Origin of the sequence: Microbacterium sp. ARD32 (assembly GCF_031844385.1) — a bacterium.
In the GTDB taxonomy this organism is placed as follows: domain Bacteria; phylum Actinomycetota; class Actinomycetes; order Actinomycetales; family Microbacteriaceae; genus Microbacterium.
In genome coordinates this window covers 533,985-550,327 of the sequence record NZ_JAUZVD010000001.1, presented here as the reverse complement: position 1 = coordinate 550,327, position 16,343 = coordinate 533,985, and the positions used below count along the sequence as shown (strand labels likewise).

The following is a 16,343-nucleotide window of genomic DNA, read 5'->3' as shown; positions in this document are numbered from 1 at the left end:
AAGGTCTGCGCGGGGAATGGGTGTGGGTTATCGAAATGTTACCGCGACGGGCCATCATCCCGGCTCCGGCCGGTCCGCCGTGTGAGGACGTCGCGTACCATGAGAACGTCAGTCACGTCGTGCAAACGGGGGGTGAGTTCGTGACCGATCTGATCTCCGAGCCGGACACCGGTGCGATCATGCGAACCGCGTCCGATGAGCTGCCCCCGAGCGAGGGCGACCGGCCGCTGGCCTGGGCTCCCGCCGAACCCGCACCCACGAAGCGGCGTCTCGGCCTGTGGATCGGCCTGGGCGCAGCCGCTCTCGTGCTCGCGGCTGCGGGGGCGTCGATGATCCTGATCGCTCCCGGCACCACGATCGCCGGCGTGCCGGTGGGCGGGATGACGCCGGGCATGGCCGCGGATGCTGTCAGCAGCCGACTCGCCTCCACCCAGATCGAGCTCACCGGCCCGGGCGCCGGCACCGTCGTCAGCGGCGGCGATCTGGGCGCCGGCGTGGACGCCACGGGACTCGCCGAGCAGGCGTTCGCAGAACGCCCGATGTGGAACCTGGGCGCGTGGATGGGCGACCCGATCACGCCGGAGGTGCACCTCGACCCCCAGGCGGCGGATCGCACGCTGCGCGCCGCGGTGCCGGCCAGTTACGTCGATCCTGTCGAGGCCACCGTGTCGTTCGACAAGGCGTCGTCGTCGTACAAGACCACTCCGGCCGAGAACGGCACCGGCATCTCGGTGGCCGACCTCTCCACCGCCTTCACCGCCGCTGCCGCCAGGAGCGACGAGGCCTTCTCCTTCCCGGGCGGTCCCACCCCCGTCATCCCGGACATCACCGACGAGAAGGCAGCAGCCGCGGCGGAGAAGCTCAACGGCATGCTCGCGAAGATCGGGTTCTACGTCGGCGACGAGCGCACCGTCCCCGTGACGCCCGACGTCGCCGCCAGCTGGCTGACCATCGACACGGCCGACGGCGAGGTGCAGATCACCGCCGACCAGTCCGCCATCCAGACCATGGTCGCAACGCTGCCCGAGCTCGTCGACCGCGAGCCGGTCAACGCCTCCCACCTCGTCAACTCCAAGGGCGAGGTGCTGCGCGAGGTCACCGAGGGCCTGGACGGCAGGCGCCTGGGAGACACCACCGGCATCGCGTCGGCCTTCGCCACCGATCTGGGCGAGGGCAACGCGGTGTTCGAGCTGCCGGTCACGTCCACCCCGTTCGAGACGACCACGGTGTTCCGTCGCCTCGAGGTGGACATCAGCGAGCAGAAGACGTACCTGTTCGAGAACGAGAAGCTCGTCAAGACCTGGAAGATCTCCTCCGGGCTGCACGGCACCGACACCCCGCTCGGCCACTTCACGGTGTTCGCGCACACCGCCAAGCAGAACATGGGCTGCTTCGAGGGCGCCTCGTACTGCACCAAGGACGTGCCCTGGAACACCTGGTTCGCGCCGAACATCGCTTTCCACGGGGCGTACTGGCACAACAACTTCGGCCATCGCATGAGTCACGGCTGCGTGAACATGCCGCCGAGCGTCGCCAAGCAGGTCTACGACATGACGCCCGAGGGCCTGGAGGTCTGGGTGCATTCCTGACCCCACTGCCCCTCCTCGAGACCCCTCAGCACCGTCGAGACCCCTCCGGATTCCCGCGAATGCTGAGGGGTTTCGACGATCGGGAGGGGTTTCGGCGCGCGGGGCAGGTTTCGGCGGGCGGGTCGGGTTTCGGCGCGGGGATGCCCAGCGCCAGACGGGAACGGGCGGATGCCGTACGGCATCCGCCCGTTCCCGTCTGCGTCGAGGTCAGCTCAGCGCGTCGATGACTCCGTTGAGCGTCTCGGACGGACGCATGACGGCGTCGACCTTGTCGGCATCCGGACGGTAGTAGCCGCCGATGTCGACGGGCTGCCCCTGCACCGCGTTCAGCTCGCCGACGATCTTCTGCTCGTTCTCGGCGAGCGTCGCGGCGACCGGGGCGAAGGCGGCGGCCAGCTCGGCGTCCGCCGTCTGCTCCGCCAGCTCCTGCGCCCAGTACAGGCTGAGGTAGAAGTGGCTGCCGCGGTTGTCGATCGTGCCCAGCGAGCGCCCCGGCGAGCGGTCGTTCTCGAGGAAGGTGCCGGTGGCGGCATCCAGGGTCTCGGCGAGGACGCGAGCCTTCTCGTTGCCGGTGCGGTCAGCGAAGTGCTCGAGTGACGCCGCGAGCGCGAAGAACTCGCCCAGCGAGTCCCAGCGCAGGTAGTCCTCGGCGACGAGCTGCTGCACGTGCTTCGGCGCCGAGCCGCCGGCGCCGGTCTCGAACAGGCCGCCGCCGGCGAGCAGCGGCACGATCGAGAGCATCTTGGCCGACGTGCCGACCTCGAGGATCGGGAAGAGGTCAGTCAGGTAGTCGCGCAGCACGTTGCCGGTGACCGAGATGGTGTCCTCGCCCTTGCGCAGGCGCGCCAGGGTGTAGCGGGTCGCGTCCTCGGGAGCGAGGATCGTGATCGTCAGCCCCCTGGTGTCGAGTGTGGCCAGACCCTGATGCACCTTGGCGATGATCTGCGCGTCGTGGGAACGGTTCGCGTCGAGCCAGAAGACGGCGGGCGCACCGGTCGCACGGGCGCGGGTCACGGCCAGCTTCACCCAGTCCATCACCGGGATGTGCTTGGTCTGCGTGGCGCGCCAGATGTCGCCGGCGGCGACCTCGTGCGAGATCAGCACAGTGCCGTCGCCGTCGAGGATCTGCACCACGCCGGCGGAGGCGATCTCGAAGGTCTTGTCGTGGCTGCCGTACTCCTCCGCCGCCTGCGCCATCAGGCCGACGTTGGGCACGGTGCCGATCGTGGCGGGGTCCAGCGGACCGTTCGCGATCACGTCGTCGATCACGGCCTGATACACGCCGGCGTACGAGGAGTCGGGGATGACCGCGATGGTGTCCGCCTCGCCGCCGTCGCGGCCCCACAGCTTGCCGCCGTTGCGGACCAGCGCGGGCATCGAGGCGTCGACGATCACGTCGCTGGGCACGTGCAGGTTGGTGATGCCCTTGTCGGAGTTGACGTACGACAGGCGCGGACCCTCATCGATCGCGCGGTCGAACGCGGCGGCGATCTCGTCGCCCCCGGCGATGCCGGCGAGCCCCGAGAGGATCGAGCCGAGCCCGTTGTTCGCGCTCAGACCCGCCTCGGCGAGCCTGTCGCCGTACTGGGCGAACACGTCCTTGAAGAACGCCTTCACGACGTGGCCGAAGATGATCGGGTCGCTGACCTTCATCATCGTGGCCTTCAGGTGCACCGAGTAGAGCACGTCGTCGGCCTTGGCCTGCGCGAGGGTCTCGGCGAGGAAGGCATCCAGGTCGGCCGCGGAGAGGAAGGTCGCATCGACGATCTCGCGCGGCAGGACCTTCAGTCCCTCCTTGAGCACGGTGATGGTGCCGTCGGCGGCCACGTGCTGGAAGGTGAGCACGTCGTCGTGGGCGGCGACCCAGGAGCGCTCGTTGTGCTTGAAGTCGTCGTGGCCCATGGTCGCCACGCGCGTCTTGGAGCCCTCCGCGAACGGCTTGTTGCGGTGCGGATGCTTCTTGGCGTAGTTCTTCACGGCTAGGGGCGCGCGGCGGTCGCTGTTGCCCTCGCGCAGCACCGGGTTGACGGCGGAGCCCTTGATCCGGTCGTACCGGGCGCGGATGTCCTTCGCCTCGACCGTTGCGGGCTCGTCCGGGTAGTCGGGAACATCGAAGCCCTGCTCCTGCAGCTCGGCGATGGCCGCCTTCAGCTGCGGGATGGATGCCGAGATGTTGGGCAGCTTGATGATGTTCGCCTCGGGCAGGGTCGCCAGGCCGCCGAGCTCGGCGAGGGCGTCGCCCACCTGCTGCTCGGGCGTGAGGTTCTGAGGGAAGGCCGCCAGGATGCGACCCGCCAGCGAGATGTCGCGGGTCTCCACCTCGATGCCGGCCTGGCCGGTGTAGGCCTTGATGATCGGCAGGAACGAGGCGGTGGCCAGAGCCGGCGCCTCGTCGGTGTGGGTGTAGATGATGGCGTCGTCGGTCACCGGATCTCCGTTCGCGAGGGCAGATTTATCTCGATACCAAGATACCCGAGTCTGCTTTCCCGCACCTGCCCGGGCGAATCGTCGCCGCTGCACCGTTTTCGCGACAGACGGTCCCGGAGGGGCTAGCCTGGGTCTCATGTCGGAACTGCGTGTGGTGGAACTCTCCGCGGCGACGATCGTCGCCGTCAACAACCTGTCCCTCAAACCCGGGCAGGAGCAGTTCCTGGCTCCGGTCTCCTACGGGATCGCCGCGACCGTGGTGAACCCGCAGACGTCATGGCAGCGCGTCGTGCTCGACGGCGACCAGGTGGTGGGCTTCGTGAGCGCGAGCTTCGACGCCGACACCACCGACGAGAACTTCCGCAGCGTGCTGTGGCGCATCAACGTCGACGCGGACGACCAGGGTCGCGGCGTCGGCAGGTTCGCAGTGAAGACCCTGATCGACGAGGCCCGTTCGCGGGGCGTCGATCACGTGAACGTGATCTACGAGGCCGGAGAGGGCGGACCCGAGGCGTTCTTCCGCCGCGTGGGCTTCGAGCCGGTCGGCGAGACCGAGTACTCCGAGGTCATCGCGCAGATCCGCGTCACGGACTGAACCGGCGGCGGGGCCTCGGATCCCCTCCCCCACCGAGACCCCGTCGCCGCCCTCCCCAAACGGCCGGCGAGGCCTTCCTGCGCCCTTCCGGCGGCGATTTCCGGCGAACCATTGCGCGCGCAGTCCTGCGTGGCCTACTATCGCTCTGGAATCAATCGAAGCGCTTCGACGATCGCTTCGCACCGTGACGATGGAGCCCTGATGACGACGATCCACGAGGTGGCCGAGGCCGCCGGCGTCTCGATCAGCACGGTCTCCTACGCACTCAGCGGAAAGCGCCCCGTGTCGGAGAAGACCCGGCGTCGCATCGAGGATGCGGCCGCGGCTCTGGGATACACGCCCGACGCCGGAGCGCGGATGCTGGCGGGGCGCCGCACGCACATCTTCGCCCTGACCGAGCCCCTGCGCACCGACACCCACGCGCCCACACACATGGCGTTCGTGCTCGCGGCTTCGATGGCCGCCCGCCGTCACGGCTACGACATCCTGCTGCTGACCGACGAACAGGCCTCCGAGGGCATGAGCCGCGTCACCTCGAGCCGCCTGGTCGACGCCATCCTGGTGCTCGACGTCGCCCCGGACGACCCCCGCGCGCAGATCGCCCGCTCCATCCGCATTCCCACGGTCTTCATCGGCATCCCCGACGATGCTGACGGTCTCACCTGCGTCGACCTCGATTTCGAGGCGGCTGGTCGGATGGCGGTGGAGCGGCTGACCGATGCCGGTCACGCCGCCATCACACTTCTCGGGCAGCCCGAGGTCTCCTACCGCACCTCCAACTTCCCGCGCCGCCTGCGCCGGGGCGTCGAGGACAGCGCGAAGCAGCACGGCGCAGCTCTCACCACGGCGTGCGCCGGCGCGGTCGCGACGGACCCCGCCGCCGTGCGCGCCGCCGTCGACGCGGCCGTCGAGCGCGGTGACAGCGCGTTCATCGTCCACGCCGCCGATGACGCCCATGAGGTGCTGCTGAGCGCGCTGTCACGACACGGATTGACGGTCGGCTCCGACGTCTCCGTGGTCTCCGCGGCCACCTCTTTCGACACCCGCACTCTCGGCGTCCCGCTCGACACCATCCCGCTGATCCCCGCCCAGTCGTGCAATCTCGCCGTGAGCATCGTGCTCGACCGCCTGGAGCGCGGAGAGGCCGACGCCGGCATCCACCTCATCCCACCCGCCTACCACCAGCTGGGGTCGGTCCGCACTCCGAGCTGACCCCGGATGCCGGCGGCGCTCGCGCACATCCGCGATCGAAGCGCTTCGACGGCACGCCTCACAACTGAAGAACCCGAACAAGCACCCGGACTCCGGGACAGACACGAAGGAGAGTGCCGACGATGGCACGCACCGACCGCAGGACGAAGACAGTCATCACACTGGCGGCACTGACCGCCGCGGGCATCGCACTGGCGGGCTGCTCCCCCGCCGGCGGCTCCGGAGACGACGGCAACGGCAAGACGCTCAAGCTCTGGCACTACGAGGGCGCGGACAGCGCCATGGGGAAGGCCTGGAACGAGGCCATCGACGTCTTCGAGAAGGAGACCGGTGCCACGGTCGAGTTCGAGGAGAAGTCGTTCGAGCAGATCCAGAAGACCGCCAGCCAGGTTCTCGACACCGACGCCGCGCCGGATCTGATGGAGTTCAACAAGGGCAACGCCACCGCCGGCTTCCTGGCCTCGACGGGGCTGATCTCGGACATCTCGGACGCTGTGGAGAAGTACGGCTGGGACGAGAAGCTCGCACCGTCGCTGCAGACCACCGCGAAGTACAGTGACGACGGCGTGATGGGAGGTGACACCTGGTACGGCGTGCCGAACTACGGCGAGTTCGTCGGCGTCTACTACAACAAGGACGCCTTCGCCGCCGCCGGGCTGGAGATCCCCACCACCTACGACGAGTTCGTCGACGTGCTCGATGCGTTCGTGGCCCAGGGCGTCACCCCGCTGGCCGAGGCCGGCGCCGAGTACCCGCTCGGTCAGCTGTGGTACCAGCTGGCGCTCAGGAAGGGCGACCGCTCGTTCGTCGACGACTACCAGCTGTACAAGAATCCGGTCGATTGGCAGGGACCGGAGATCACCTCCGCGACCGAGACGCTCAAGGAGTACGTCGACAAGGGCTACATCGCCGACGACGTCTCATCGATCAAGGCCGAGGATGCCGGCGTCTCGTTCATCAACGGCAAGGCGCCGATCTTCGTCTCCGGATCGTGGTGGTTCGGCCGCTTCGTCGCCGAGGCCACCGGCTTCGACTGGACGATGACCGCGTTCCCGGGGGCGGACCTGTCGCTCGGCTCATCGGGCAACCTCTGGGTCGTGCCCGAGAACGCCGCGAACAAGGAGCTCGCCTACGAGTTCATCGACATCACGATGCGCCCCGAGATCCAGGCGATCATCGGCAACAGCGGCGGCCTCCCGGTCGCCGCCGACGCCGCCGACATCACCGACGAGAAGAGCGCCGAGCTGATCGACACGTTCAACGGCATCCTCGACAAGGACGGTCTGTCGTTCTACCCGGACTGGCCGGCGCCCGGCTTCTACGACGTGATCGTGCAGCAGCTGCAGGGGCTGGTGACCGGCGCGGAGGACGTGAAGGCCGTCGACGAGGGCCTCGGCAAGGCCTACGACGAGGGAACCGCGGACTTCCGCTGATCGACGAGGCCGGGGCGGCGCCCGTGCGCCGTCCCGGTCCGACCGAGGAGTGATGGACATGACTCTCACCGCGACCCGCGGGCGCACCTCGCGCAGCAGACGGACCATGCCGCGCGAGCAGGCTGCGATCCCCCAGGGAAAGGGCGGCGCCGGCGGCTACTGGCTGTACCTGCTGCCGGGCTTCGTGCTGCTGCTGGTGATCGTGCTGATCCCGCTCGGCTGGAACGTGTACCTGACGTTCCAGAAGTGGCGCGGGGTTCGCGCGCCCGAGTTCATCGGCCTGGAGAACTGGCAGAAGCTGTTCACCGACGACGCCTTCTGGACCTCGTTCGCGAACTCGGTGTGGATGATCCTGGCGATGGTCGTGGTGCCGACGATCGTCGGACTGCTGGTCGCCGCGCTGCTGTTCGACGTCATCGGCCGCAAGTTCGGAGGGAGGGTCGGCAGCTTCCTGCGCGCCACCTACTACCTGCCCCAGATCCTTCCCGTGGTCGTCGCGGGCATCGTGATCGGGTGGATCGTTCGCCCGGACGGCGATGGCGCGCTCAACCAGATGCTCAGCTGGTTCGGCATCCCGGAGGTCGACTGGCTGGGACGGATGCCGTCGGCGCTGATCGTGCTCATGGTCGTGATGGTGTGGGTGCAGATCGGCTATCCGGTGGTGATCTTCATGGCGGCGCTGCAGCGCGTGGACCCCGAGCTGTACGAGGCGGCCGAACTGGACGGAGCGAACTGGATGCAGCGGTTCTCCGCGATCACCGTCAGCATCATCCGTCCGGAGATCTTCGTGGTCACGCTCACCTGCACGATCGCCGCACTGAAGGTGTTCGGCCCGGTGTACGTGATCACCCGGGGCGGCCCCGCGGGCGCGACACTCGTGCCCGCCTACTACGCGTACCAGGAGTTCTTCACCAAGCGGCACATCGGCTACGGCGCCACCATCGCGACGGTGCTGACCATCGTCGTCGTGATCGTCTCGATCGTGTTCATCCGCGTGCAGAACTCCATGGAGCAGAAGGAGAGGGCGGGACTGTGAGCGCCACATCCGCGATCGTCACCGGCCGGCCCGGCGTCCGTCCGCGCGGCGGCATGAGCCGCAGACGCCCCGTCGACTGGCTGCTGCTGGCACTGGTCGTCGCGGGCGGCATCCTCGTGCTCGTGCCGTTCTACCTCGTGCTGGTGAACTCGTTCAAGTCGCCGGTGGACTACGCCACCTCGGGCCCGCTGGCCCTTCCGCACGAACTGGACTTCACCGGACTCGCCAAGTTCTGGGAGCGCGTGAACTTCCCCGAGAAGGTGTGGAACTCGATCCTCATCTCCGGGATCGTCTCCGTGCTGGCCGTGCTGATCTCCATGCTCAACGCATTCGCGATCGGCATCGGACGCGTGCGGGGACGCAGCTGGATCGTGCTGCTGTTCCTGATGGCGAACCTGCTGCCGCAGGAGGCGCTGCTGTACCCGCTGTACTACATGTTCAAGAGCGTCGGGCTGTACGACAGCATCTGGTCGGTGATCATCGTGTTCACCGTGATCCAGGCGGCCTTCGGCACGTACCTGCTCTCATCCGTCTACGGGACATTCCCGAAGGAGGTGCTGGAGGCCGCGTCCCTCGACGGCGCGGGACGATGGCAGATCCTGTGGCGGGTCGTCTTCCCGATCAGCCGCCCGACGCTGTCCGTCCTGCTGATCTTCTTCTTCATCTGGACGTGGAACGAATTCCTCATCCCGCTCACGTTCCTGGCATCCAACGCCAATCAGACGGTCCCGGTCGCCATCAGCGTGCTCCAGGGCGATCGCCTCATGGACGTCACCACGACGAGCGCGTCGGCGCTGCTGGGCATCATCCCCACGCTCGTCTTCTTCCTCATCTTCCAGCGCACACTCACTCGCGGCATCACGGCAGGAGCAGTCAAGTAATGAAGTTCACCGACGGTTTCTGGCAGCTCCGGCCCGGAGTGAGCGCGCTGTACGCGCAGGAGGCGTACGACATCGAGCGCATCGACACCGAGGACGGTCCGGGTCTGGTCGTCACCGCACCGACCTCGCGCATCACCAAGCGCGGTGACGTGCTGAACCGCCCGGTGCTGACCACCACGCTCTCCTCCCCTGCGCGCGGAGTGATCCGCGTGCGCATCGCACATCACTCCGGAGGGCCCTGGCACGGCGGATTCGAACTGCCTGGTGCCGACTCGGGTGCGGCATCCGTCTCCCTCTCCGCCGACGAAGGGACGCTGGACGCCGGCGGCCTGGTGGCCCGTATCGCCCCGGGCGCTCCCTGGAACCTCTCGTTCGAGGTCGACGGACGCCGGGTCACCGGCAGCGGGCACAGGGCGCAGGGCTATATGCGTCTGGCCGCGGGAGCGCAGGTGGATGCCGGCATCGTCGGCAACGCGCGCCAGCACACCACCGCACCGCACAGCTCGACCTACGTGCACGAGCAGCTGGATCTGGGCGTGGGCGAACTGATCTACGGTCTCGGCGAGCGCTTCGGCCCCCTCGTCAAGAACGGCCAGTCCGTCGAGATCTGGAACGCCGACGGCGGCACCTCCAGCGAGCAGGCGTACAAGAACATCCCCTTCCACCTCTCCAGTCGCGGGTACGGCGTGCTCGTGAACGACCCGGGACACGTCTCCTACGAGGTGGGCTCCGAAGCGGTGGAGCGCGTGCAGTTCTCGGTCTCCGGCGAGGTCCTGGAGTACTTCGTCATCGCCGGGCCGGCACCGAAGGACGTGCTCGCCAGGTACACCGCGCTGACGGGACGCGCACCGTCGGTGCCGGCCTGGTCCTACGGACTGTGGCTGTCGACGAGCTTCACGACCGACTACGACGAGCACACCGTGAACTCGTTCATCGACGAGATGGCCGCCCGCGAGCTGCCCGTCTCGGTGTTCCACTTCGACTGCTTCTGGATGCGCGAGTTCAACTGGTGCGACTTCGAGTGGGATCCCCGGGTCTTCCCCGACCCGGACGGCATGCTGGCGCGCCTGCACGAGAAGAACCTGCGGGTGTGCGTGTGGATCAACCCGTACATCGCCCAGCGGTCGCCGCTGTTCCGCGAGGCCGCCGATCGCGGCTATCTGGTCACGCGCGCCGACGGCTCGGTGTGGCAGTGGGACCTTTGGCAGGCGGGCATGGGGCTCGTCGACTTCACCGATCCCGAAGCGACGGCCTGGTACCAGTCGCACCTGCGTCGTCTGATCGACCAGGGAGTGGACTGCTTCAAGACCGACTTCGGTGAGCGCATCCCGACCGACGTGGTCTGGTCCGACGGCGCCGATCCGGAGCGGATGCACAATCTGTACACGCAGCTCTACAACCGCGCGGTGCACGACGTGCTCGCGGAGGTTCGCGGCCCGGAGGACGCGGTGGTGTTCGCCCGGTCGGCGACGGCCGGGGGCCAGAGCCTGCCGGTGCACTGGGGCGGGGACTCCACCTCGACGTACGCGTCGATGGCGGAGACGCTGCGCGGCGGACTGTCGCTGGCGATGAGCGGGTTCGCGTTCTGGAGCCACGACATCGGCGGCTTCGAGGGCACGCCGGATGCCGGGGTGTTCAAGCGCTGGACCGCGTTCGGTTTGCTCGGCTCGCACTCCCGCTTCCACGGCTCGAGCTCGTACCGGGTGCCGTGGGCGTTCGACGAGGAGGCCGTGGAGGTCACGCGCCGGTTCGCTCGGCTGAAGATGCGCCTGATGCCGTATCTGCATCAGCTCGGCGTGGATGCGGCCCGCACCGGCGTGCCGCTGATGCGCCCGATGGCGCTGGAGTTCCCGGACGATCCCGCCACAGGTCATCTGGACCGGCAGTACATGCTGGGCCCCGACCTGCTGGTGGTGCCCGTGTTCAGCCCGGACGGGGTGGCGGAGTTCTACGTGCCTGACGGGCAGTGGACGTCGCTGCTGACCGGCGAGACGGTGACCGGCGGATCGTGGCGTCGCGAGACTCACGGCTACGACTCCCTCCCGCTGTACGTGCGTCCGGGGGCGGTGCTGCCGTGGGGCGCGCGCGAGGACCGCCCGGACTACGACTACCACGACGGGCTGCGGCTGCGGGTCTTCCCGGGTGGCGCCGGGCCGGCATCCATCACCGTCACCTCGCCCGACGGCACCGCCCGCGAGTACGAGGTGAACCTCGAGGAGGTGACGGGATGAGCAGGCTGCGGCAGCGGGACGGGACGCTCAGCGCTCCCGGCGGCGCCGGGCGCTCCACTCGCTGATGCGGACCGTCGTTCGGGAGATCACCTCGGTGGACCTCTCGGCGAAGCCGCGCGCCGCATCCCACAGGGCATCCGGCAGGTCGGCCTGCACGCGCTCGCCCCGCGCGGAGCGCTCCGCGATGTCGAAGGCGCGCTCCAGCTCATCCACCGCCCGGCGGTAGGCGGAGAAATCGGATGCCGTGGTGCGGGCGCTCTCGCTCGCGGGACGCAGATCGCGGGCGCGCTCCACCGCGGTCAGGAACGCGGCCGTGTGCGGCTGGCGGGCATCGCTGATCGCGGGGTAGGTCAGCGCGAGACCGGGATCGGTCTCGTAGCTCATCCAGCGGGCGAGCACCGCGTCGTGGCGTGAGCGGAGCCGGTCCAGCGGCAGACCGGCGGACGACGAGATGGCCGCGCGCTCCGCGGACAATCGCGCCCTGGCCGCGCGCACTCGAGCCGCAGCGGCACGGGACGCCGACTGGGCGTCCCGCAGCCGGCGACGAGCGGACGCCACGGCCGTGGCGTCCGCATTGGAGGCGGCGCGCTCGGCGGCCACCCGCGCGGACTCCGTCCGCGCCAGCCGCGCGGTGACGGCCGCCTCTCGGGCCTCCTGCTGCGCCTGACGCAGCTCGAACCTGGCTGCGTCGTACCCGAGCCGCTTGCCGTTCACCGTCTGCCGCCTCCGCACTGTCGCCAACCCGACGGCTCCCGCCCCGGCGACCGTCGGCGCGACCCACCACAGCTCCGCCGCGGCGGCCCAGATCGGATCCACCCCATCAACCTAACAGCCAGGGTCAGACCAGGGTCTCCTGCCAGGCCGCGTGCAGCTGGGCGAACTTCCCGGTGCCCGCGATCAGGGCATCCGGCGCGTCGTCCTCGATGATGCGGCCGTGCTCCATCACAAGCACCCGGTCGGCGATCGCGACCGTCGAGAGTCGGTGCGCGATGATGATGGCGGTCCGATCGGCCAGCAGCGTCTGCAGCGCTTCCTGGATGAGCCGCTCCGACGGGATGTCCAGCGACGCCGTCGCCTCGTCCAGGATCAGCACGGCAGGGTCGGCGAGGAACGCCCGCGCGAACGAGATCAGCTGACGCTGCCCCGCCGACACGCGGCCGCCGCGCTTGTTCACATCGGTGTCGTACCCGTCCGGCAGCGACGAGATGAACCCGTCCGCGCCCACGGCGCGAGCGGCGGCGCGGATCTCGTCGAGGGTGGCGTCCGGGCGGCCCAGCGCGATGTTGTCGGCGACGGTCCCGCTGAACAGGTACGCCTCCTGCGTCACCATCACGATGGCGCGACGCAGGTCCTTGGGATGCAGCATCCGCAGGTCGACGCCGTCCAGCGTGACCGAGCCCTCGGTCGGGTCGTAGAAGCGCGACACGAGCTTGGCGAGCGTCGACTTGCCTGCACCCGTCGTGCCGACCAGCGCGATCGTCTGCCCGGCCGGGATGTCGAGCGAGAAGTTCGGCAGGATCGTCTTGTCGCCGTTGTACCCGAACGTGACCTCGTCGAAGCGGATCGCGCCGCGCGACTCCCACAGGTCGACCGGCTTGGCGGGGTCCGGAACGGTGGGCACCTCGTCGAGCACGCCCGACACCTTCTCCAGCGCCGCCGTGGCGGACTGGTAGGAGTTCAGGAACATCGCGATCTCCTGCATGGGCGCGAAGAAGTTGCGCACGTACAGCACGGTCGCCAGCAGCACGCCGACGCCCAGCGCGCCGTCGGCGACGCGGATGCCGCCCCACAGCACCACCAGGGTGATCGTCAGCGCCGACACCGCCATCAGACCCGGCTCGAAGGTGCCGAACAGCACCATGGAGCGGCGGTTGACGTCGCGGTAGTCGCCGGCCACCTTGCGGAAGGCGACATCGTTGCGCGGCTCCTTGCGAAACGACTTGACCGCACGGATGCCGGTCATGGTCTCCACGAACTGCACGATCACCCTCGCGCTGATCACCCGAGACTCCCGGTACACCAGCTGCGAGCGACGGTAGAACCAGCGCATCAGCAGCACCAGCGGCACACCGGCCAGCAGCAGGATGAAGCCGGCCTGCCAGTCGGCGATCACGAGGGCGATGAACGTGAACAGTCCGAACAGCACACCGGAGACGAGGTTGTTCAGACCGCCGTCGAGCAGCTCGCGAATGGAGTCGAGGTCGCTGGTCTGGCGTGAGATGATGCGGCCGGACGTGTACGACTCGTGGAACTCCAGGCTCAGCCGCTGGGTGTGCAGGAAGATGCGCTTGCGCAGATCCAGCAGCACGGCCTGCGTGATGCGCGCCGCGAGCACGACGTACACGCCGATCAGTGCGGAGCCGAGGATGCCTGCGAGCAGGTACACCGCGGTGATCATGATCGACGGCATCCAGTCGGCGCCGTCCAGCAGCCGCGGCAGCGCGTCGTCGAGGGCGATGCCGATCAGGATCGGCCCCGCCACCTGCAGCGCCGTCGAGACGATCAGCACGAGGGCGGCGATCACGATGCGCAGGCGCAGCGGGTGGATCAGGGAGCCGAGCAGCCGCAGCGAGCGCTGCCGGATGGCGCGGCTCTCCTCCTTGGTCAGGTCGGAGCGATCCTCGTCCTGGGTGCCGGTGATGGTCATGCCTGCACCTCCTCTTCGTTCGCGTGTCCTTCGACGGGCTCCGGACCCCGATCCTGCTCCTGGGCCGCTGAGCCCCCATCCTCGGTCGCTGAGCCCCCATCCTGGGTCGCTGAGCCTGTCGAAGCTGCCCGGTGCGCCTCGGCGACGGCATCCGTGATGATCGGGATGGTTCCGGTGCGCGCCGCCTCCTCGGCCTCCAGGCTCGAGATCACGTGCCGGTAGTGCGCACTCGTGCGCAGCAGGTCGGAGTGCGTGCCGACGGCCGTGATCCGCCCCTTCTCCAGCAGTGCGACGCGATCGGCGAGCGCCACCGTCGAGGGACGGTGCGCGACGATCAACGCGGTCGTCTCGGCCAGCACGTGCCGCAGCGCCTCCTCCACGAGGGCCTCGGTGTCGACGTCGAGCGCCGACAGCGGGTCGTCGAGCACCAGCACCTTGGGCGCCGCCGCCACTGCGCGCGCCAGCGCCAGCCGCTGCCGCTGACCGCCCGAGAGGCTCAGCCCCTCCTCGCCGATGATGGTCTCCAGGCCCTCGGGCAGCGAGTCGACGAAGCCCGCCTGCGCGACATCGAGCGCTTCGCGCAGCACGCGGTCGGCCTCGTCGCTGTGCAGGTCGAGCTCGGCGCGACCCAGCAGCACGTTCTCGCGCACGGATGCCGAGAACAGCGTGGCGTCCTCGAACGCCATGGCGATGTGCCGGCGCAGCTCGGACAGCTCGAGGTCGCGGATGTCGACGCCGTCGAGCGTGACCCGCCCTCCGGTCACGTCGTACAGTCGCGCGGGGAGCGTGGTGAGCGTGGTCTTGCCCGAACCGGTCAGGCCGACCAGCGCCATCGTCTCGCCGGGCTCGAGCACCAGGTCGATGCCGTCGAGCAGGTCCCGCTCGGAGCTGCCGGCATCCTGATAGCGGAAGCGGGCGCCCTCGAAGGCGAGCGCGCCGCGCGGCTCGGCCAGGTGCACGGGCTTCTCCGGATCGGTGATCGTATTGGTCTCGCGGTAGATGTCGAACACGCGGTCGGTCGCCGTGCGGGCATCCAGCATGAACGAGAACAGGAAGCCGATCGACTCGATCGGCCAGCGCAGCACGGTGGCCATGGCGAAGAACGCGAACAGCTGGGCGACGTCGATCGCCCCGGTCGAGATGAGCCAGATGCCGGTGATCAGGCTCACGCCGAAGGCGATCTGCGGCATCAGGTCCAGCCAGAACCAGATCTGCCCGACCGCGCGCGCCTTGCTCAGCTCGGTCTCGCGCAGCGTCTCGGCCTGGCGGCTGAAGCGCGTCAGCGCGTGCTTGCCGCGCCCGAACGCCTTCAGCACGCGGATGCCGTGCACGCTCTCCTCCACACTGGTGGCGAGGTCGCCGGCCTGGTCCTGGCTGCGGCGCGCGAGCACGCCGTAGCGCTTCTCGAACAGGTATCCCGAGATCCACAGCGGGATGCCGGTGATGATGAAGATCGCGCCCAGCATCCAGTGCCAGCGGAACAGCAGCACGGCCCCGATCACGATCGTGAGGATGTTGACCACGAGCAGGATCAGGCCGAATGCGATCCAGCGCCGGATCAGGCTGAGGTCCTGCATCATGCGGCTGAGCAGCTGACCGGACTGCCAGCGGTCGTGGAACGCCACCGGCAGGCTCTGCAGGCGCGCATACAGCTCGGCGCGCATGCGGAACTCGACCTCGGTGGCCGGGGTCAGCACGAACCAGCGACGCAGCCACACCATCGCGGCCTCGCCGAGCGCAAGGGCGAGCACGCCGAAGGCGCCGGCGACGATCAGGCCGATCACGCCGCTGCTCAGGTGCAGACCGGCGACATCGTCGAGGCCGCGCACGATGTTCTCGAGCACGATCGGGATCATCAGCGCGATCACGGCGGCCGCAAGGGCGCTGGCCGCGCCGCCGATCAGTCGGCCCAGGATCGGCCGGATGAAGGGTTTCAGACGCCACAGCGCGGCGAAGGTGGACAGGGATGACGAGGGAGAAGTGACAGACATGGCTCTCAGTTGCGTGGCGATCAGGTGACGAAGACGGGAGCGGATGCCGTGCATCCGGTGCATTCGGGCAGGGCGGTGCTGCTCCGGGGAGGAGGCCCGCCGGCCGCGTTCAGTCGCGCAGGCGAGGTGCGCGCGAGCCGAAGGCGATGACCGTCGTGACAGTAGTCGTTTCCATGGTGTCCTCCTCGGCTCGGCTTCGTCGGCCGATCAGCGCGACAGCCTTCAAGCGTATTCCTGTGACTGCGCTGGACGCAAGGGGAAATCCCTTTCCGACATTCCGTCGAGACCCCTCCTGAGCGTC

General features: G+C 68.8%; 11 protein-coding genes. 7 read left to right on the top strand and 4 right to left on the bottom strand.

The features are described 5' to 3' along the window. Window positions 1-140: 140 nt before the first annotated feature. The gene (locus tag Q9R19_RS02520) at window positions 141-1,589 is read left to right on the top strand and encodes a L,D-transpeptidase (protein ID WP_311254772.1); all 1,449 of its coding nucleotides are present in this window, start codon (window positions 141-143) and stop codon (window positions 1,587-1,589) included. A 207-nt stretch (window positions 1,590-1,796) separates the two neighbouring features. On the opposite strand, the gene Q9R19_RS02515 is transcribed toward Q9R19_RS02520, so the two are convergent. Then, on the bottom strand, window positions 1,797-4,016 hold the full coding sequence (locus Q9R19_RS02515; protein ID WP_311254771.1) for an NADP-dependent isocitrate dehydrogenase: 2,220 nt from the start codon (window positions 4,014-4,016) through the stop codon (window positions 1,797-1,799). Window positions 4,017-4,152: 136 nt separating this feature from the next. Here Q9R19_RS02515 and Q9R19_RS02510 point away from each other — a divergent pair, with 136 nt between their 5' ends. The 6 genes from Q9R19_RS02510 to yicI all read left to right on the top strand — a co-directional run bounded on the left by Q9R19_RS02510 (window position 4,153) and on the right by yicI (window position 11,404). Further along, entirely contained in the window at window positions 4,153-4,611 is a 459-nt protein-coding gene (locus Q9R19_RS02510; RefSeq protein WP_311254770.1) for a GNAT family N-acetyltransferase, read from the top strand. Between the two features lie 201 nt (window positions 4,612-4,812). After that, window positions 4,813-5,823 carry a LacI family DNA-binding transcriptional regulator gene (locus tag Q9R19_RS02505; protein WP_311254769.1) on the top strand — a complete coding sequence of 337 codons (1,011 nt, stop codon included), beginning with the start codon at window positions 4,813-4,815 and terminating at the stop codon, window positions 5,821-5,823. Window positions 5,824-5,945: 122 nt separating this feature from the next. Further along, entirely contained in the window at window positions 5,946-7,256 is a 1,311-nt protein-coding gene (locus Q9R19_RS02500) for an extracellular solute-binding protein (protein ID WP_311254768.1), read from the top strand. Window positions 7,257-7,314: 58 nt separating this feature from the next. Continuing rightward, on the top strand, window positions 7,315-8,292 hold the full coding sequence (locus Q9R19_RS02495; RefSeq protein WP_311254767.1) for a sugar ABC transporter permease: 978 nt from the start codon (window positions 7,315-7,317) through the stop codon (window positions 8,290-8,292). Then, complete coding sequence (locus Q9R19_RS02490; protein WP_396653435.1) at window positions 8,289-9,173, top strand: carbohydrate ABC transporter permease; 885 nt, start codon at window positions 8,289-8,291, stop codon at window positions 9,171-9,173. The genes Q9R19_RS02495 and Q9R19_RS02490 overlap by 4 nt, the downstream gene beginning before the upstream one ends. After that, the gene (gene yicI, locus Q9R19_RS02485; RefSeq protein WP_311254766.1) at window positions 9,173-11,404 is read left to right on the top strand and encodes an alpha-xylosidase; all 2,232 of its coding nucleotides are present in this window, start codon (window positions 9,173-9,175) and stop codon (window positions 11,402-11,404) included. Before Q9R19_RS02490 ends, yicI begins: the two co-directional genes overlap by 1 nt. Window positions 11,405-11,431: 27 nt before the next feature. On the opposite strand, the gene Q9R19_RS02480 is transcribed toward yicI, so the two are convergent. Genes Q9R19_RS02480 through Q9R19_RS02470 form a run of 3 tightly spaced genes read right to left on the bottom strand, consistent with a single transcriptional unit; the run spans window position 11,432 to window position 16,042 of the window. Then, the gene (locus tag Q9R19_RS02480) at window positions 11,432-12,220 is read right to left on the bottom strand and encodes a hypothetical protein (protein WP_311254765.1); all 789 of its coding nucleotides are present in this window, start codon (window positions 12,218-12,220) and stop codon (window positions 11,432-11,434) included. Window positions 12,221-12,242: 22 nt separating this feature from the next. Further along, window positions 12,243-14,051 carry an ABC transporter ATP-binding protein gene (locus Q9R19_RS02475; RefSeq protein ID WP_311254764.1) on the bottom strand — a complete coding sequence of 603 codons (1,809 nt, stop codon included), beginning with the start codon at window positions 14,049-14,051 and terminating at the stop codon, window positions 12,243-12,245. Further along, window positions 14,048-16,042, bottom strand: coding sequence for an ABC transporter ATP-binding protein (locus Q9R19_RS02470; protein WP_311254763.1), 1,995 nt, complete (start codon window positions 16,040-16,042; stop codon window positions 14,048-14,050). The genes Q9R19_RS02475 and Q9R19_RS02470 overlap by 4 nt, the downstream gene beginning before the upstream one ends. Window positions 16,043-16,343: the final 301 nt, after the last annotated feature.